Genomic DNA, 19,892 nt, shown 5'->3' with positions numbered 1-19,892 from the left:
ATTCCAAAATACAATCTTCCAGTTAAAACGAACAGTGAAACCACAAATCGATGTAGTTTTTTACAGAATTCACCTCAACAAGAACGTTTAATTTTAGTACCTTTTATGCAATAAACAGATCAGATTTATGCCACAAAACTACAGAGCCTTAACCCGTACATACCGCCCGCAAACGTTTGATGATATTGTTTCACAAGAGCATGTGAGCAATACACTAATAAACGCAATCAAGCAGGATCGCTTATCTCACGCCTATATGTTTTGCGGTCCGCGTGGCGTGGGAAAAACCACGATGGCCCGGGTTTTGGCACGCACTATCAATTCTATTGATGCTGATGTAGATGCGGAATCACTGAACCAGACCCTGAACGTGGTTGAGATTGATGCGGCTTCCAATAACAAAGTTGATGACATTCACCATCTGCGGGAAAGCGTTCGCATTCCTCCTCAAAATGGCCGCTACAAGGTATTTATTGTTGATGAGGTTCATATGCTCAGTAAGGCCGCGTTCAACGCGCTGCTGAAAACGCTTGAGGAACCGCCCGCTCACGCTATTTTTATCTTTGCCACGACGGAGCCGCACAAAGTTCTGCCTACTATTTTATCTCGTGTACAGCGATTCGATTTTAAGCGGATTAGTGTTGACGAGATTGTAGATCGCCTCAAAGCGATCTGCCAAAAAGAGGGAATTACGATTGACGATGAGTCGCTGCACGTTATTGCCAAGAAAGCCGATGGTGCTCTTCGCGATGCCCTTGGCCTGATGGACCAAGCCATTGCGTTTTGCGGTGATGATATTCACCACAATGAACTTATTGAGGCGTTGAACGTTGTAGGCGTCGATCAGCTCTTCTCATTTATCTCCTCCGTAGAAAATAAAGATTCAGGTACCGGGCTTCAGCTTGTTGACGACATGATGAAAGCCGGTGTGGATATTCAGGAATTCCTGTCAGCCCTGACCGAGCACCTGCGTAATCTATACGTGGCCCTAAATTCAGGCCGAATGCATCTGGTTGATGCTACGCCAGACACAAAAGCACGCTACAAAGAAGCAGCGAAAGCATTTGAGGAAGAGGACCTGATGAGAATGCTTCACCTGGTCAGCGATGCGCAGCTAAAAATCCGTGATGTTCAGCAGCCGCGCGTCCATTTTGAAATTCTCCTCCTCAAGCTGATTCACATGAACCGTAGCCGTGAGCTGAACAGCCTGATTGAGGATTTGAATCAGTTAAAAAAAAACGGCAGGATTCAGCTAACTGACAAGTCTTCTGAATCTTCCGGCAGCGTCGAAAAAGAACCGGAAGCCTCAGTATCAGCTGAACCTCAGAGGGAAACAGAACCTGAGCCAGAATCAGAATCCGGCTCACCAAATAGCGCTGATCACTCGGAAACTGCCTCAATCAATCAACCTGAGTCTGAACCACCTCATACCGGAAATGGGTCTCTAAACCAGATGTCTATGATGCGGGAAGAACCGGGTGAAGAGGCCCCATCAACCCCATCCAACCGCGACAAGACCGAGGACCAACTTTCTGAAGAGCCTGAACCGGAGCAGCCCGCTGACGAAGCCTCTAATAAAGAAGCTACTGAGTCACAAGTTTCGGAAGCGGTCGAGGATGAAGAAGATGACGACGATTTCCTGATGATAAAACCGACCCTTGGATATGCTGAGGGAATTAGTTCGCCACAGGGAGTGATCGAGCAAAAAGCCGATACAGAAACAGCCGTTGAACAGGAATATCCTGAACCTGTGACCCTCAACTCAGTTGACGACCTTGACCAGTATTGGCGCTCTTTTGTTGATAAAGTAAAAAACAATGCGCCCCGAATGCTTTATATGCAGGTTCTGCGAGTAACACTGAAGCAGCTTCGGGGTACAGAACTTGTTGTTGCGGCAGATACCGAATTTGCCACCAACCTGTTTGATGCAAATCAGCCATTGCTATCCGAGCTGATGAAACGCACCGTGGGGGTTCGAATCAGGATAAAATGCATCGTGGAGCGGAATGAAAAGAAAAAAGAAACGAAGAGCCCCTACGAACGATTTAAAGAACTACAAAAGAAAGATCCCCACTTAAAAACCGTTGTAGAACTGTTTGGTGCTGAACTGGATTACTAATGACTAGTTTTGCCTGCAGCGACATTCAATTTATTTTACCGTTAATTTAATATTTAAAACTTATGAGTCAGTTTAACATGGCCGACATGTTCGGCAAATTTCAGGATATGCAAGCGAAGATGAAAGAAGTTCAGGATCAGCTGGACGACCTACATGTAGATGCCGAGGCTGGCGGCGGCATGGTAAAAGTGACAGCCAACGGAAACCGAAAAATTGTATCCATCGATCTGGATGACGATGTGATTGACCCAAATGACAAAGAGATGCTCGAAGATCTTGTTGTGGCCGGTGTTAACAAAGCTCTTGATAAAGCGGAAAATGCAGCGAAAGATAAAATGCAGGATGTTTACAAGGGTATGATGCCAGGTGGAATGCCCGGTGGTATGGACCTTGGAAAACTGGGATTGTAGCAGTTTTTTTCGATAAGTCCAATTGGCAGAATACCGGTCTCGAGTCATTGATAACTCCTAATCTTGCAATAATTAGGACAACACCATTTGAGAGGAAACAGTAAAAAGGCTCCTCTCGAGAGGGGATTCAGGGTTTGTTCGTGATGGCAAAAACCGATGATTATGACCCAAAACAGTATTTTCTAAACTGTCACTGGTATTACACACCAGTCGACTTAAAAATCTTATATCAACTCTTTATAATTCATGCAAATAACCTCTGAAGCGCTCGAGCGGGCCATTGAGGAGCTGGCGAGACTCCCCGGAACGGGACGCAAGTCGGCCCAGAGAATGGCAATCCATCTTCTAAAGCAATCTGATGAGCGCGTTCTAAAACTTGCAGACGCCCTCGTTCAGCTCAAAAAGTCCGTTCAGCGATGTTCTGTCTGTGGCACCATAACCGACCGTGACCCATGCGCTATCTGCAGCAACGCAAAACGTCAGACGGGTGTTGTCTGCGTCGTTGAAGAGTTCCAGGATGTGTTTATTATCGAGAAAACAAACGAATTCCGCGGCCGGTACCACGTGCTGGGCGGCGTGATTTCTCCGCTTGAGAATATTGGCCCCGATGACATCCGCATCAAGCAGTTGCTTGAACGAATCGGCAGCGGCGATGAGCAAATTGAGGAAGTCATTTTAGCGTTGAACCCTGATGCGGAGGGTGAAGCGACATCGTACTACATCAACAAGCTCCTGTTGAATTACGATGTGGATGTCACGCGTATTGCATACGGCATCCCGATGGGAACCGAGCTTGAGTTCATAGACGAAGCCACCCTTAGCCGCGCATTTGCCAGCCGTGCGAGTTTTTAGATGGGATCAAGTGACATGGCATTTCTCTCGACTACAACCCTTTCTCTGCTCATCAATCAACTGAGGGATTGAACATTGACAAATACCATTCATCAGAAATGCTATGTCTTTTTAACTCAACGTCCAGACCAAGACATTGCATTTCTCTTTGTCGAACCTCATTTCTTCTCGCCAATCTACTGAAGAATTAAACTGGGCAATGCAGCCGCTGATCAGAAACGCCATGTCTGAGATTGATTATCACTCCCTAATTATCGAGATTTTGATAGAAAAATAACAAGAGATAATACCACAAGCTGACTAACTCAGAGGTTAAAAAATATAATGCCCCATTTGAACCGGGGAATTTTTCCCATGTCTATAATCATGCCATTGGATCCGAGTTACTTTTTAGAGAAGGAGAAAACTACCTGTTTTTCTTAGAAAAATTCTCTCGATTCCTGGATCCATATGTCAGCTTATATTCTTACTGTCTGCTTCCAAATCATTTTCACCTGTTGATCAAGGTATCAAATCAGTTCAGTGCTGAAGAGGTTTCGGAACAGTTTCGAAAGTTTCTTATCTCTTATTCCAAAGCATTCAATAAATTTTTCGCAAGAAGAGGAACTCTTTTTGAAAGACACCTGAAGAGAGTTCATGTTACCACAGATGAGTATTTGGTCTGGCTTATTTTTTACCTCCACAGAAACCCGGTACATCACCGTTACTCAAATGATTTCAGAACATAACCCTGGAGCACATACCAAAGCCTTGTATCCAATAAAAACACAGATCTAAAAAGGGATGAAACCCTTGATCTCTTTTCTGGGAAAAAAGAGTTTATTTCTTTTCATGAGAGAAATATCTCTGAATTCAAAGCGATCAGAAATCTATTATTGGAATGAGGAGACTGTAGACATGGCGTTAGACATTGCATTTCTCTCGATTATAAACCTTTTTCTACTCGCCAATTAACTGAGGGTTTGATTTGAACATTGCAGAGTTTGTCCAGAAATGCTATGTCTTTTTCACGCAACGCCCCGATCAGGACATTGCATTTCTCTTTGTCGAACCTCATTTCTTCTCACCAATCTACTAAAAAATTGAACTGAGCACTGTAATCGCTGATCAGAAATACCATGTCTGAGATCGACTCATTTTCCTATTGACGTTTTTTGGTTAACTTGAAGGCTGATCTTTTCAACTATTTACTCCATAATTACCATTTTATGCAACCCATTAAACACATCCTATACGGACTATTCCTCATTGTCATCTCTATGTCCTTTCACAACACACTGACCGCACAGCCCGGCCCCGGCTATTGGCAGCAAGCTGTGGATTACCAAATGGAAGTTGACATGAATGTAGAGACAAACCGCTACGATGGTCATCAGCTACTGTCTTATACAAACAATTCTCCGGATACCCTGAACCGCGTATTCTACCATCTCTTTTTTAACGCGTTCCAGCCGGAAAGCATGATGGATAAGCGATCCCGTACAATTGCTGATCCCGACAGCCGAATTGGAGATAAAATTTTAGGGTATGATGAAACTGAAATCGGCTATCAGCGGATCGACTGGATCAAACAAAATGGTACTGAGGTTGAATATACAGTGGATGGAACCATCATGGAAGTCCACCTTGCAGAGCCGATTGAGCCGGGGGAAGTGGTTGAATTTGAAATGGAATATGAAGCCCAGGTACCACTTCAAACCCGCCGGTCGGGCCGCGACAGTGCCGAAGGGGTTCGGTATTCTATGTCGCAATGGTATCCTAAAATTGCAGCCTACAGCGAAAGAGGCTGGCATCCCAATCCATATATTGGCCGGGAGTTTTTTGCACCGTTTGGCACATTTGATATCACGATTCATATCGATCGCGATTACGTGGTGGGCGCCGGAGCGTATCTCCAGAATCCCCGGGAAGTTGGGTACGGGTACGAAGAAGACGGAACTGAAGTAAACCGCCCTGACGGCGACAAGTTAACCTGGCACTTTACTGCTTTTGATGTTCACGATGTGATGTGGGCAGCCGATCCGGATTATACCCAGTCTACCTTTCAGGTACCTGACGGGCCACTTCTCCGGTTTTTCTATCAAACAGATCCCGTTGCTGAAAATGCTGATGCTGAAAGACAAGATGATCTAATCGATTACTGGGAGCAGCTACCTGAGTTAACCTCACAGGCTTTCCAATTTATGAATGATAATTATGGCGAGTATCCTCACGACGAATATATCGTCATTCAGGGCGGTGACGGAGGAATGGAGTATTCTATGGGAACATTGATTACGGGCAACCGGTCACTTGGGAGCCTGATTGGCGTAACCGTCCATGAATTCATTCACGCGTGGTATGAGGGAGTCATCGCCAATGATGAAACCACCGACCAGTGGATAGATGAGGGCTTTACTGTTTACCTGTCGGCACTGACGATGAATGAGCTTTACAACGATGGAGAAGGTGACCCGATGGTGGGCCGGCACCAGGGGTATTTCAGAACTGTTGAGGCTGGCATTGAAGAGCCGATGCATATCCACGCAGATCATTATGAAAGAAACGCCGCCTATGGCATGGCATCCTACACCAAAGGCGCCATTTTCCTTCACCAGCTCGGCTATATTGTAGGGGACGATGTATTGAAAAGCGGACTGAATCGCTTTTACGAAGATTGGAAATTCAAACACCCAAGAGGGCTGGATTTCATTCGAACAATGGAAGAGGAGTCCGGCATGGTGCTCGACTGGTACTACGAATATTGGGTCACCACCACAAAAACAATTGATTACGGAATATCAGCTGTAGAAACGGGTGAAACTGTCGGGCAGACTAACATTACCCTTGAGCGGGTTGATTTGATGCCGATGCCAATTGACCTGGAAGTGGAGTATTCCGATGGCAGTATTGAACACTATTACATACCGATGCGCATTATGTGGGGCCAAAAACAGAATGAAAACCCGGATATAGAACGTCACGTGGCCGAAGACTGGCCGTGGGTTTTTCCTGAATATGAGCTCACTATCGATCGCCCGATGGAAGACATCGCCCGGATTGAAATTGATCCGTCGCGCAGAATGGCGGATATAAATCGCGATAATAATGCGTGGATGGAGGAATAGCGTTATTTGATGCTTATGAAAAGCCCGCTCTATCTTTTGGGGAATTGTGGGCTTTTTTATCAGCAAATGTCCACTAACCCGGCGTGACAAAGACACTCTCCAGCTGGTTTAAAAATGCGAATCAAAGCACGCTATCCATAATATTAAGCGGGATGGATGAACAAGGCACCGCTCAGTTTATGAAAAGCTTATCGATATAGACCATAACGGACGCTCTCACATTATTTCTCCTGATATATTATTCACATTGCTTATAACGCTCTGCTTTAGATACATTTAAAAATTCCTCTTCAACAGATGACTCTTCTGATTTGATCTATCCCAAGCTAAAAAAATATCTTCTTTTATTCCTTTTACTAACCTGTACCACCATTCTTGCTGAGGAGAGTTTTGCCCAAATACTGGCTCCTGACCGTGAGTTTCGCGCTACATGGCTGACCACCACCTGGGGTCTTGACTGGCCCAACTCTTCACACTTGCCTAAACAACAGCAGCTGGCCCTGCTCGAAATTCTCGACCGCCATGTTGAACAGGGACTAAACGCCGTAATTTTCCAGGTTTCAGCCCGAGGCGATGCTCTCTATAAAAGCAAAACCCTTCCCTGGGCCTATGTGCTCACAGGTCGGCCCGGTGTTGACCCGGGTTGGGATCCCCTGGCATTTGCCATTCGGGAATCACACAAACGCGGGCTCGAACTTCACGCCTGGTTTAATGTGTTTTCAATTGCCTACAATACCGATTCCGATAGCCCCCCCGATGCTAATCAACCCAACATTCGATATGCTCACCCTGAGTGGGTCTCTTCAGTCGTGATTAATGAAGATGTGGAACACCTGTGGCTGAACCCAGGAATTCCCGAAGCCAGGGAGTGGCAGGTCCAAAACGTAATGGAGATGGTTGAAAATTACGATGTAGACGCCGTCCACTTCGATCGGATCCGGTACTTTTCCGGGGGTTACGATAATGATTCCGAGCTGTTTGAGCAGTACAACCCCGAAGGTCTCACCGATATCGATGACTGGCGGCGACATAATGTCACTGAGTTGGTACGGGAGGCATCAGTACGGATACAAGATTTAAAACCATGGGTGAAAATTGGAGCGGCTGTCAGCGGCCATTATAACAAAGATTCATCCGATGGATGGCCCGCCCGTTATGGATACGGCGAGGTCTTTGCAGACAGCCGCCTATGGGCTGAACGCGGATATGTAGATTACCTTTCGCCCATGAACTACTGGGACATTTCTTCACCCCCGCGGTTTGATTTTATTGCCGAAGACTGGGCCGCTCACTCCAATGGAAACTACGCCGTGTATATGGGAGCCGCTCCCTACAAGCAAAGTGTCTTTAAAGAACTCCACCTACAAATTGATGTGACGCGGACGCACGATATTGCAGGGCAGGTTCACTATCGATATTCACACGTTTCGGAGATATCTGATCATTACTCAGGCCGGTACGATCACATTTCACTGATTTCTCCAATGGCAGGTAAATCTCAAACGCCGCCTCCAATGGTTCAAAATGTAGAACTAAGTATTCAACAAGACAGTTTGTCTATTTCCTGGGAAGCTGATGGTATTCAAAATGAACCTGTTACACGTAATAAATTTGCCGTGTATTGTTCTGCCTGCGGCCCTGATCGTACAAGACAACGTCTCAGCGTTACGGGAACCACAACCTTAAAACTACCGATAACATTATGGCCTGATGGTGAACGAGCTTCAATTGAAGTCACCTCTCTTAATCGGAACTACATTGAAAGTGCACCTTTTGAACAAACTCTAATTATCACAAACGAAGAAATTGCACCTGAATTAGCTGATCGTATTGAACTGCATCAGAACTACCCCAACCCTTTCAATCCTACCACTCAAATTTCCTTCGATGTTTCACAGACGGGGCGCATTACACTCACGGTTTATGATATGACCGGCCGGATGGTTGCTAAACTCATGGATAAAACCGTCCCTTCCGGTTTTCATCATGTTACATTTGACGGCGGCGGCTTATCAAGTGGTATTTATCTCTACAGGCTTCAAACAGACAGTAAAACCATTACGAAAAAAATGACGCTTATTAAATAATTGGCCTTTGATTTTCGATGGTAATTGAATCATAACGACTGAAAATGAAACTCTTATTCACCGGCTTCAATTAAGCGTGTATACAACAACAATAAAAAAGTGGGCAACACATTATGAAAACAGCCATTGTAACCGGCGCAAATTCCGGTATTGGTAAACAGACTTCGAAATCACTTGCAGAGAATGGGTACCGGGTGGTCATGATCTGCCGAAACCGGGAAAAGGCAGATAGTGCACGCCGGGAAATCATTGCCGAAACCGGTAATGACCAAATCGATATTTTGATCTGTGACCTCAGCCTGATGCACCAAATTGAAAAAACGGCGGATACCGTACGCGAATCATATTCACAGATCGATCGCTTGGTGAATAACGCCGGCATTTTACCAGATGGACAACGAAAAGAAACTGAGGAAGGACTTGAACTGACGTTTGCTGTCAACCACATGGCCTATTTTTTACTGACAAAAGAGCTAATGCCGATCCTTGAAGAAACCCCATCAGCCCGAGTAGTAAATGTAGCGTCCGATGCACATCGCTATGGCGAGTTCAACCCGGATAACCTTCAGCTTGAACGCGGCTACAGTACCTCCAAGGCTTACGGAAACTCGAAGCTGTTCAATATAATGTTCACCTCACAGCTGGCGAAAGAAATCGAGGGAAAAGATATATCGGCATTCAGCCTTCACCCCGGCGTAGTGAACACTAATTTTGCGGCTGATTCTGATTCCTGGTTTGCTAAGTTCTTTAATCTTGGCCGGCTGTTCATGCGATCGCCGGAAAAAGGTGCGGAGACTTCTGTTTACCTGTGTCTCGAACCCGATATTGAGCATTTATCCGGAAGTTACTTCAGGGATAAACAACCTGTAAAAAAGCCGAATTCTGCCCGATCTGATGAAGACTGTAAACGGTTGTGGGATATTTCAAATGAAATTGTGGATAGGACAACCTGATTCTTAGTTAGAGGGCTTCACAATCAAATAAATCAGTTTCCCGCCCCACTCACTCCACAAGCTTCTTCTCCATAAAAAACATGCGAGGATCACCTCCGGAAAAACCGAACCGTTCGTATAAGCTGCGGGCCCTGTTATCTTCACGAACTTCAAGGGTCACTTTACAGCAATCCTCTTTTACAGCCTCTTTTTCTACCGCCGCCAGCAACGCCTGCCCCAGTCCTTCACCGCGATACGCCGGGTTGACGGCAAGATCGTGCACGTTCAGCACTTTTTGGGCGTAAAAGGTAGAGAAGCTAAAAACACAGTTTGCTATCCCGGCGGGTTTATCATCCATAAATCCAATCAGGTGCATATTGCACGGAAATTTTCGTAATTCGTCAATCAGTTTCGCCTTGGTTTCTTCAGACAGCGGCCTGTTCATGCCCATCGGATCCCGGGCGTACATATCAGTAATATCGAGTACTGCCTGTTGGTGACTAACGTTTGAGAGATCAGCCCTTATGATTTCAAGTTTTTTCATTGGATTCAGTGTAATGGTGTTAGCGGGTAAAGCTTTCTGCTATTCTGCCGAAAATTAAAATGGTTCATCACTATCTATAAAATCTGCGAAGATTGCAATAGTAATGATACGGAACCTTGTGGTCCGCATCCGGTTTACTGGGTTGTGAGAACGAATAGAAGTTTACCGAAACACTTCCTCTTCTTGATGTTATTCCCTGTTCTGATTATGCAGTGCACTGAAAGTTCAGCATCTGACAGTCCGGGTAACAATAAGATTAACTGAATCAGCTTTGGCTTTGGCCAGCCACCACTCTACATGATTGAATCCACGATTTTTTTACGAGTTTGGTCACCAGAACCCAGCACCAGACATGGCATGTCTGAACAGCGGAGGCATAAAGAAGATCTAAACCATAAGCCAATTATTCAGTTGGCCACCGTTTCCACCACGAGACATGCTATGTCTTTTCGAATCAAAACGACGTGTCAGACCCGAGACATGGTATGTCTGAACAACGATACCACAGCTAAGCTACCAAATCTAAATCCATCATGAGGCAACTCGCCGTTTCTACCACGAGACATGCTATGTCTCAAGTTCTTAATCCTGTTTGTATTTAAACAGGTTATCAGCCCCAACCTTTTCTTCGGCCTGAGAAAGTGCATAGGCACTGTCGAACAATACAATGGGATTTTCTTCCATATCCTTGGTGATATGCGTAGAGTAACTTGACTCAAGTTTCTTAATCACCTCATCGGCATTTTTACTCGACAACCATCGAGCCGAGTGATACGTCACGCCCTGCTGATGAAGTTCTACACCATATTCGGCGTTCATCCGGTGCTCAACAACCTCAAACTGAAGAGCGCCCACGGTACCGAGTAACAGCTCGTTACCCACACCTTTTGGCACCTCAAACACGTGAACCACACCCTCTTCAGACAGCTGCTTCAATCCTTCTCTCAGCTGCTTCCGTTTGAATGGATCCTTAGTGGATACTTTCATGAAATGCTCAGGCGTAAACAGCGGTATCACATTAAATGTAACGGGATCTTCAGCGTGAATGGTTGAGCCAATTCTAAAAAAGCCGGGGCTGAACAGAGACACAATATCTCCCGGATAGGCCTCCTCCATAATGTGTCGTTCGTCACCCATCAGCGTGTGGGGCGTCGACATCTTCACTTTCTTTCCTGTTCCGGCATGCGTGACTTCAAGGCCGCGTTCGAATTTACCTGACGTGATGCGGATAAAGGCAGCACAGTCGCGATGATCGGGATTCATATTGGCCTGTAATTTGAAAATAAACCCGCTGAATGGTTCTTCCAGCTTTCGGTTATTTCCGTTTTCATCCTGGTATTCCTGGGGAGTTGGTGCAAGATTCTCGAAATAGTTCAGAAACACATCAAGGCCGAAACTGTGCAGTGCAGAGCCAAAAAACACCGGTGAGGCTTCACCCACTTTAAAGGCATCCTGATCCATGTTATCAAACATGTCTTCAATTAAAAGAATCTCTTCTTCAAGATCTGCTTTTTCAGCATCAGAGAGCCTGCATTTTTCCAGACCTTCTTCCAGGCCGTACACCTCTGTCGTTGCTTTTTTGGCGCCGTGTTTCTCTTTTATATAGAGATGCATCTCTTTGCCGATCAGGTCATAGATTCCCTGAAACTTTTGACCGTATCCAATGGGCCAGCTAGCCGGAATAGCTTCGATTCCCAGTTTACTTTCGATGTTGCTCAAAATCTCAAGCGGATCCATACCCGGCCGGTCGCACTTGTTAACAAACGTGATGACCGGAACCCGGCGCATCTTACAGACTTCAAACAACTTTTCAGTCTGTTCCTCAACCCCTTTTGCAACGTCAATCACCATCAGGCCGGAATCAGCCGCTACAAGTGTGCGAAGCGTATCTTCAGAGAAATCTTTGTGACCAGGTGTGTCGAGCAGGTTGTAGCGTATGCCGTCTTTTTCAAACCTTAGAACGGATGATGTGACCGATATTCCACGCTCTTTTTCAATCGACATCCAGTCTGATGCGGCATGGCGGCTTGCCTTGCGCTGACGTATAGATCCTGCCTCATGAATAGCGCCCCCATAAAGCAGCAGCTTTTCAGTGAGGGTGGTTTTCCCGGCATCGGGGTGAGAAATAATTGCGAATGTTCTGCGAGACTGAGCTTCCTTTATAATCTCTGCCGGAGATGCGGCGGTTTCTACTTTAGACATAACTTCTTAAGAATTGAGTTTAGCCTTTAAATATACGATTTTTTGTGGAGGTTTTCACTTCCATTCCCTGTCTGTAACCAATAAATGCGTCATAAAAAGCTTCACCAAATCCTCTCATTACCTCGTAAGGCGAAACATTTGAATCTACGAACAGACCTTGACGAACTAAGTCAAAACTCAGATAAACTATATACGGTACTCATTGGCCATCTATTTCAGGATGAAATTCAAGGTGCTGAAGCAGAACTGGTTCTTGATATTGAAATAACCCAAGTTGACAGTGTAGTGTCAAACAGCCTTGTGAATATCATAACCGAAATGACTTAAGGCAATCAATAGATATGAACATCTCACAAATAAAGCTGCTCTGTTTACAAGAAACAGCTTTTCATGTATCATTTCTACACCTCAACTGATGACAACAAGCACTCCTTCAACGCTTCAATATCTGTTTCATCATTGTAAAGATGAGGTGAAATCCGAATGGCTGATCCCCGAACTGACACATGGATATTCTTGCTTTGAAGTTCTTCTTTCACGTTGTTCATATCCGCTCCATCGGGAACCCTTGCCCCAAACATATGTGCTGGCCTGAATGCTTCATCCTCAATTTTATAGCCGGCTTGAATCAAATCGGGTAGTATCTGATCTGTTAATTTTCTGATGTAGGCTTGAATATTTTCGATGCCCCATTCTTCGACCTGTGCGAGCGCTTCTCGCATCATTGGCAGCGTGATGAAATTGCTGCGCTGCCCCACATCGTATCGTTTTGCGCCGGGCTGATAATCCTCTTCATAATCAATCAACGATGTGAAATCTTCACTGTTTTTTCGCACAATCCATCCTTCCTCGAGCGGAATGCCCCCTGTGAGGCGCGGTCCGAAATAGCCCAGGGCAATGCCGTACGGACCCATCAGCCATTTGTAACCGGCACAAATCAGAGCATCCGGCTTTACGTCCTGTACGTTCAGAGGCAACGCACCCACTGATTGCGTGCCATCAATCACAAAGAAACCATCTACTGAATGTACTTTTTCCGATATTTCACGAATTCTGAAGACGGTCCCATCCGTCCAATGCACATTGCCAAGTGCAACCAGCAGTGTATTATTGTTGATGGAGTTTAAAATTGCCTCATTCCACTTTTCTCCGCGATTCTCACCTTCAGGTGCGTCAATTTGTTTGATTGACATCCCGGTTCTTCGTGCAAACGCCTCCCACGGATACACATTGCTCGGGAACTGTTCACCGGCAATGACAATTTCTCTACCCGGGGTTTTAGGCAGATTATTAACCACCGTTCCCATCCCATATGATACAGCCGGCATGATAGCGATCTGTTCCGGGTTTTCGGCATGGATGAGACCTGCAAATAGAGACCGAACTGCCTCACTGTCTTGGAAAAATTTATCCGGCGTTGTTTCCCAAGGCCGCGATTTCCCCCGAACTCCTTCAATTCCAGCCTGTTCAACACGTTTCAAAAGTGGAGAGAGGTACGAGCAGTTCAAGTAGTGATGGTTGTCTGGCATTAAGAAAAGATGTTTCTGGCAGGTCAGCATAGCTGGTATAAATTTTAAGGTGAACATTAGGTCAAAATATAGCGGTCTGGGTAGAGCCTTTCACTTTCGATGATGTTTAATTTTCAACCCTTTAGAAAAGACCAAGCTGTTCGTTTTGCCTCTCTTTTGGTGATGCCGGCATAGAATCCAGTTCAATAAATTCAGACAGCAGCCTGTGAAAATGCCTGGCAAGTGGCGGCGCATACAAAGTATCTGGCGCATGCATAAAAATGTAGGGATGATGCCCCTCTTTTATCCAGTCTGCTGTAATGATGGCCCACTCTTTCAGGTAGGCTTCATTCTGCACAATATCGTTCCCGCCCACAAACCTTACAAACGGCCGAGAAGCTGTGGCATCAAACCGCACAGGCGTTTTTGGTTTTTTCTTTTGTGCAGCCCGGATACTTTCATTTCCGCCTTTTATTGAGTGTAGTTTACGTGTATCAAACGTCACACGGTCGACTGAGTGCGCTTTCAGCAATTCAAAATATCGGCGCTCTTGCCGGCCGCGATCGTAAAAATCAGGGTGGCGAACTTCCACAGCGTAATGATAATGAGGCGGCAAATACTCCAGCATCTCTTCAAGTTTTGGAAATTCATTATACGAAAATTGGGAGCTGAGCTGAATATGAAATGGACCAAGTTTGTCGCGTATGGGTTCGAACAGATCAAGGAAATCCATCACATCTCGCTCCACATCTTTTAGCCGCTTATAATGCGTAATGCCTTGCGGAAACTTGAAACAGAATTTAAATCCATCCGGCACATCTGCCCCCCATTTGAGTACAGTTTCAGGTGATGGCGCGCGATAAAATGTTGTGTTACCCTCAACGCTGTTAAAGACAGTGGCATATTGCTTTAAAAACTGATGCTGGGCAGCATCATCAGTATAAAACTTGCCTTTCCATTCTTTCAGTCCCCATTGGGTTAACCCTATATTGTACTTTTTAATTGGCATAGCTTCTTACATCAGTTCAATATTGCACATTCAATCAAAAGTGGTGCTACCACCGTTCGTTTCCATTACTCACCTCAGGCGACTAATCTACGAAACGGAAGCGGTTCCATATTTGCATTCATGAAATCTACGTCTATATTCCGTGCGTCGGATCTTTTAATATACAATCTAGCAAATACAATCGCCCATTTCGGGCTTCCACCTTAAACGCCTCACTCATATATGCCGTTTAACTGGCTCGATTATACCGTTATTGCCGCCTACGTCGCCATTATGGTGATTGTGGGCTATTACTCTCAAAAGCGCGGACAGGAAGATCTCGAAGATTATTTCACAGGTGGCAAAAATCTGCCCTGGTGGCTGATTGGAGTCTCTATGGTTGCCACTACCTTTGCCGCTGATACACCGCTAGCTGTCACCGGAATTATTGCAACCGAAGGAATTGCGGGAAACTGGATCTGGTGGAATTTTATGTTTTCCGGCCTCATCACCGTCTTTTTATATGCCAAACTCTGGAAACGGGCTGATGTCATCACAGATGTGGAATTTATCTCAATCCGGTATACGGGCAAACCAGCGAGGATACTCCGTGGCTTTCGTTCGCTCTACCTTGCATTCCCTATCAACTGTATTATTCTTGGCTGGGTCACAGTGGGAATGGCAAAAATTCTGACGGTGCTCACCGGCGCCGGCCAGTGGGAAGTTATTATAATTATGTACGTGATGATTGGGGTTTACATTGCTTTTTCCGGACTCTGGGGCGTTATCGTTACCGACTTTATCCAGTTTATTTTAGCGATGTTCGGCACAATCATGCTGGCGTGGTATGCGGTTGATTTTGTTGGCGGACTTGATGGTCTTCAGGCGGAACTAACTGCATTGTATGGCGAGGGGCACACCATGCTCTCCATCAACCCGCTGAACAGCCCTGAAATTGCCATTGCCACAGCGCTTGTTTGGGTTGGCATGATGTGGTGGGCCTCATGGTATCCCGGTTCGGAACCCGGCGGCGGCGGTTATATAGCACAGCGAATGTTTTCTGCAAAGGATGAAACCAACGCCGTAGGCGGTACGTTGCTATTCAACGTGGCTCACTTTGCTCTTCGCCCCTGGCCGTGGATCCTGGTAGCGCTTGTTGCCCTCGTGGTCTATCCCGGCCTCGACGATCCCGAAACCGGCTACCCGCTCTTGATGCTTAAACTACTACCTGCTGGATTGCTGGGCCTTCTTGCCGTGGCGTTTCTCGCGGCATTTGTATCTACAGTGTCTACCCATCTTAACTGGGGCGCCTCCTATGTTGTGAACGATTTCTATAAGCCGTTTTTGAAACCGGAGTCTGACTTTGAATCAAAAGCGGCGGCTCAGAAACATTACGTCATGGTATCGCGATGGACCACGTTACTGATGATGGTCGCCGCGGTCATCGTCTCACTTCTGTTTGATACGGTTCGCGGGGGATGGGAAGCCATCCTGTCCATTGGCGCCGGAACGGGCCTGGTATACATGCTGCGATGGTTCTGGTGGCGAATCAACGCGTGGAGCGAAATTTCGGCCATGACAGCTGCGGCAATAGGAAGCTTTCTTGCGCCGGCCATCGGGTTTGACGATTTCGCATCAAAAATGATCTTCACAACCATCTTTGCTACGATCATCTGGGTTGCTGTTACATTCATTACAAAACCGGATGATGAAGAAGTTCTCCAAACATTCTTCGACCGCGTGAAACCCGGCGGCCCAGGCTGGAAACGATTTATGAGGGGCGGAGAAATTACATATTCATTGCTGCCCGGCCTGGGCTACGCTGCCATCAGCGCGGTTTCAATTATCGCCTTCCTGTATGGAATGGGCCAGATCTTTTTTGAATCTGCGCTCTTTGGATTTGGGGCGTTCGGTGTAGGAATTGCGGGCATTTGGTTTGTCGTGAAGAAGATTTGAGCTGACGGTGATTCATTTTCTCGAAAATTCTATCCAGAAAGAGCGTCAACCCGGTCTCCGAACCGGGATCTCCCATTCTTGATCGGTTTGGAAAACTATATCGATTGACAACCTTTCTTCATGGCTCAGACGGGAGATCCCGCAACAGGTGCGGGATGGCATCAACTGTAAACAGCCTCAGGAATCCACAGCTGCCTTTTCAAGCTCTTCATTACCGTATTCAAGCAACTTACCTACTGTTTCAAGATATTTATCGCCCATAAGCCCCCGGATCTCTTGAACCGCAGCCTGATATTCGCGCTCCATTTCCGATGAGACTTGCCGGCCATTTTGAGTCAGCTCGATGGTCATATTGCGGCCGTCCCGCTTTTTTGTGAGATAGCCTTCTTTTTTGAGTTTATCGACAAAACGGGTAATCGTCGACGGAGCCAGCGAGAGCTGTTCCGCGATCTCTTTTTGAGAAACCTCATTATTCTCCTTCATCAGGATCATCAGTTCGATGTATGAAGTAGCGAGATTAAACCGGCTGAGCTTCTCATCAAAATAAGAAGAAAGGGTACGCGAGAAAGAGTTTACAGAGCTGTGAAAGTTGTTCATGGAAGACAGGATTTATTTTGTACATGCAATTTAAATAAGCAAAACAATTCTCAATAAATCAATTCCGGTTTCCAATTGGATGGCCAAATTGCGATCTTTGTACAACCTGTTTGCAACTATGTATAAAGTACAGCTTAAAAATTTTGAAGGACCACTTGATCTCCTGCTCTTCTTCATCAAAAGGGATGAGCTTGATATCTATGACATTCCTATCTCTCACATCACCCGCGAGTTCTTAGAGTATATACAGCTCATGGAGCAGCTCGACCTTGATGTAGCCAGTGAATTTATTTACATGGCCAGCATGCTAATGTCGATAAAGGCGCGGATGATGCTTCCCACGGATGATGAAGACGACGAAGAGCTCGATGAATTCGACCCCCGGTATGAACTCATCCAAAAACTGCTCGAATACAAACGCTATAAGGAGATGGCCGGCAAGCTCACCATTATTGATGAGGAGACACGGCAGAAATACTTCCGAGGGTATCACGAAGCTGATGATGTTGAAAAACAGGCGACGGGCGAAGCACTCCAGGACGTAACAATATTCGACCTGATGGGGGCGTTTCGGAAAGTACTGGCCGATATCAAAAAACAGAATATATATCACCGTGTTGAAAAGGTTGAAACAACGATTGAGGATCAGTCCGACTTTGTGAGAACGACCCTTCAGCAACGAGGCCGGGTCTCATTCAGGGAGCTCGGGCGAGAAATTGGAACCCGGATTATTATCGTGGTCACATTCCTGGCTGTCCTCGAAATGCTGAAAGAGCAGGAAATTAACCTGTTTATTGAAAATGACGATCCTACCGATTTTTATATAGATTTGAAACCCGTGGAAGAGATCCTCGGAACTGAAACTGCAAAAGAAGAAAATACCTTAACATGACTCGATTTCTATCCCTGCTAAGCACTGCTGCTATTCTTATTGTCACCGGTTGCGCCGGATCAGGTGAACTTGCTGATCGCGAAACCCCGTCTTTTGACAATTATATGCCATACAGCGAACAAATCACGCCTGATTACCTGCGATCTCATCTTGAAATTTTTGCAAGCGATTCACTCATGGGCCGTAACACCGGCACCGAGGGAGAAACCATGGCCGCGCAGTATCTAATCAGCCATTACCGGGAAATGGGAATCGAACCCATGGGCACGGATGGATACCTGCAGCCCTTTGTTTTGAATGCTGAACAAACCGACAGTCTTGTCTTCAATATGTACACAGTTGAAAACAGCGACACCCTATCTCATCATAAGTCGCTTGTAGCCAATGGTTCGCCCGGAGAATTTATTCGTCTCTTTGGAGGTACAGCACCGGTCAACAGTGAAATAATCTTTGGTGGCTTTGGAGTGAACGATCCACAACGCGGTGTCAATCATGTAAATCCGGAGCAAATGAAAGGCAAATGGGTGCTATTGTTTGCTGACTTTCCCACAGTTGTGAATGGCGATACGCTCATCAGTCCCGAAATAACCAACAATGCCCGCATCGGGAATCTCTTCGGAATAGCTGATGTCGGCGGTGTCCTTGTTGTATCGGCCGATGAAAACAGCCAGTTTACCCGTGCAGCCGAAGTTAACGCTCAGCTGATAGATCAGCCCTCAAACATGCGGCTGAAGTATCTTGACAACTCTGAATCCCAAGGCGGATTTCCGAAATCGTATACACAAGTGAGTCCGAAACTTGCTGCCGATATTCTGGGCCTTAACTCTACCCGCGATCTTTTTACACTCAGAAAAGATCTGGCAGATAACATTTCCAATTTCACACCGGAAGCTACAGGGTATCATCTCAACTACACTCCTTATTCCGGTACGGTTGAAGTTCAGGGAGAAAACGTGATCTCTTACATTGAGGGCAGCGATCCAATTCTCAAGAACGAAGTTGTTGTGTTGATGGGTCATTACGACCACATTGGCCTGTCGATGCCGGATGAGTCAGGCGACATGATTAACAACGGAGCCGACGATAACGGAAGCGGCAGCATGGCGCTTCTGACAATAGCTGAAGCTCTTCAGAACGCAAAAAACGACGGCGTGGGACTCGATCGGAGTGTCCTCATTCTTCATGTTAGTGCTGAAGAAAAAGGTTTACTCGGGTCACGCTATTACTCCGATCATCCTGTTATCCCCATCGAACAAACAGTAACCGCGTTTAACACGGATATGATCGGCCGCAGTGATACTGAAAATGTTGAAGCAGGTACAACCGATTACTTTTACCTGATTGGCGGTGAAATCATTTCTTCCGGCCTGGATAGCCTCGTAACTGCCGCGAATGATGAAACCGTGCAAATGCGGATCGACAGAAAATATAACGACCTTACAGACTCAAACCAGTTTTACCGCCGCAGCGACCACTGGAATTTCGGGCGATTAAATGTTCCGTTTGTCTTTTTCTTCACTGGTGTTCATGAAGATTATCACCGGCCAAGTGACGAAGTAGATAAAATTGAGTTTGAAAAATATTCACGACTCGTACGCATGATCTATGCATCTACCGTAAAAGTGGCCAATTTTGATGGGCGCCCGCAGGTTGATAACGAAGAGTTTATTGACATCACGCGACAGCTGCCGAGGTAAC

At 46.0% G+C, this 19,892-nt stretch carries 15 protein-coding genes; 10 read left to right on the top strand and 5 right to left on the bottom strand.

Annotation, left to right across the window (positions count from 1 at the left end; translation table 11 throughout):
* The first annotated feature begins 127 nt into the window (after window positions 1–127).
* From dnaX to AABW11_RS06570, 6 genes are all read left to right on the top strand, one after another.
* The gene (dnaX, locus tag AABW11_RS06595) at window positions 128–2,119 is read left to right on the top strand and encodes a DNA polymerase III subunit gamma/tau (RefSeq protein ID WP_340104003.1); all 1,992 of its coding nucleotides are present in this window, start codon (window positions 128–130) and stop codon (window positions 2,117–2,119) included.
* A 62-nt stretch (window positions 2,120–2,181) separates the two neighbouring features.
* Window positions 2,182–2,529, top strand: coding sequence for a YbaB/EbfC family nucleoid-associated protein (locus tag AABW11_RS06590; protein WP_340104002.1), 348 nt, complete (start codon window positions 2,182–2,184; stop codon window positions 2,527–2,529).
* A gap of 246 nt (window positions 2,530–2,775) precedes the next feature.
* The gene (recR, locus tag AABW11_RS06585) at window positions 2,776–3,381 is read left to right on the top strand and encodes a recombination mediator RecR (RefSeq protein WP_340104001.1); all 606 of its coding nucleotides are present in this window, start codon (window positions 2,776–2,778) and stop codon (window positions 3,379–3,381) included.
* Between the two features lie 1,208 nt (window positions 3,382–4,589).
* Window positions 4,590–6,488, top strand: a complete 1,899-nt coding sequence (locus AABW11_RS06580) for a M1 family metallopeptidase (RefSeq protein WP_340104000.1) — start codon at window positions 4,590–4,592, stop codon at window positions 6,486–6,488.
* Between the two features lie 311 nt (window positions 6,489–6,799).
* Window positions 6,800–8,575 (top strand): family 10 glycosylhydrolase, encoded by a 1,776-nt coding sequence (locus AABW11_RS06575; RefSeq protein WP_340103999.1) that lies wholly within the window; start codon window positions 6,800–6,802, stop codon window positions 8,573–8,575.
* Between the two features lie 113 nt (window positions 8,576–8,688).
* Window positions 8,689–9,528: an SDR family oxidoreductase gene (locus AABW11_RS06570; protein WP_340103998.1), complete on the top strand. Its 840-nt coding sequence runs from the start codon at window positions 8,689–8,691 to the stop codon at window positions 9,526–9,528.
* Window positions 9,529–9,577: 49 nt separating this feature from the next.
* On the opposite strand, the gene AABW11_RS06565 is transcribed toward AABW11_RS06570, so the two are convergent.
* Both AABW11_RS06565 and AABW11_RS06560 read right to left on the bottom strand, forming a co-directional pair.
* Complete coding sequence (locus AABW11_RS06565) at window positions 9,578–10,051, bottom strand: GNAT family N-acetyltransferase (protein WP_340103997.1); 474 nt, start codon at window positions 10,049–10,051, stop codon at window positions 9,578–9,580.
* A gap of 582 nt (window positions 10,052–10,633) precedes the next feature.
* Window positions 10,634–12,253: a peptide chain release factor 3 gene (locus tag AABW11_RS06560; protein ID WP_340103996.1), complete on the bottom strand. Its 1,620-nt coding sequence runs from the start codon at window positions 12,251–12,253 to the stop codon at window positions 10,634–10,636.
* 138 nt (window positions 12,254–12,391) lie between these two features.
* On the opposite strand from AABW11_RS06560, the gene AABW11_RS06555 reads away from it, so the two are divergent.
* Window positions 12,392–12,580 (top strand): hypothetical protein, encoded by a 189-nt coding sequence (locus AABW11_RS06555; RefSeq protein ID WP_340103995.1) that lies wholly within the window; start codon window positions 12,392–12,394, stop codon window positions 12,578–12,580.
* Window positions 12,581–12,654: 74 nt separating this feature from the next.
* Here AABW11_RS06555 and AABW11_RS06550 read toward each other — a convergent pair whose 3' ends face one another.
* The gene (locus AABW11_RS06550) at window positions 12,655–13,782 is read right to left on the bottom strand and encodes an aminotransferase class V-fold PLP-dependent enzyme (RefSeq protein WP_340103994.1); all 1,128 of its coding nucleotides are present in this window, start codon (window positions 13,780–13,782) and stop codon (window positions 12,655–12,657) included.
* Between the two features lie 121 nt (window positions 13,783–13,903).
* Window positions 13,904–14,770, bottom strand: coding sequence for a DUF72 domain-containing protein (locus AABW11_RS06545; RefSeq protein WP_340103993.1), 867 nt, complete (start codon window positions 14,768–14,770; stop codon window positions 13,904–13,906).
* 222 nt (window positions 14,771–14,992) lie between these two features.
* On the opposite strand from AABW11_RS06545, the gene AABW11_RS06540 reads away from it, so the two are divergent.
* Window positions 14,993–16,705 (top strand): sodium:solute symporter family protein, encoded by a 1,713-nt coding sequence (locus AABW11_RS06540; RefSeq protein ID WP_340103992.1) that lies wholly within the window; start codon window positions 14,993–14,995, stop codon window positions 16,703–16,705.
* 177 nt (window positions 16,706–16,882) lie between these two features.
* Here AABW11_RS06540 and AABW11_RS06535 read toward each other — a convergent pair whose 3' ends face one another.
* Window positions 16,883–17,302 carry a MarR family winged helix-turn-helix transcriptional regulator gene (locus AABW11_RS06535; protein WP_340103991.1) on the bottom strand — a complete coding sequence of 140 codons (420 nt, stop codon included), beginning with the start codon at window positions 17,300–17,302 and terminating at the stop codon, window positions 16,883–16,885.
* Between the two features lie 118 nt (window positions 17,303–17,420).
* Between AABW11_RS06535 and AABW11_RS06530 the strand changes: the two genes are divergently transcribed.
* Window positions 17,421–18,194 (top strand): segregation and condensation protein A, encoded by a 774-nt coding sequence (locus AABW11_RS06530; protein WP_340103990.1) that lies wholly within the window; start codon window positions 17,421–17,423, stop codon window positions 18,192–18,194.
* The gene (locus AABW11_RS06525) at window positions 18,191–19,891 is read left to right on the top strand and encodes a M28 family peptidase (RefSeq protein ID WP_340103989.1); all 1,701 of its coding nucleotides are present in this window, start codon (window positions 18,191–18,193) and stop codon (window positions 19,889–19,891) included. The genes AABW11_RS06530 and AABW11_RS06525 overlap by 4 nt, the downstream gene beginning before the upstream one ends.
* Window position 19,892 lies beyond the last annotated feature (1 nt).

The organism is Rhodohalobacter sp. 8-1, assembly GCF_038150125.1.
Taxonomy (GTDB): Bacteria; Bacteroidota; Rhodothermia; order Balneolales; family Balneolaceae; genus SW132.
This window is presented reverse-complemented; position numbering and strand designations above follow the sequence as displayed.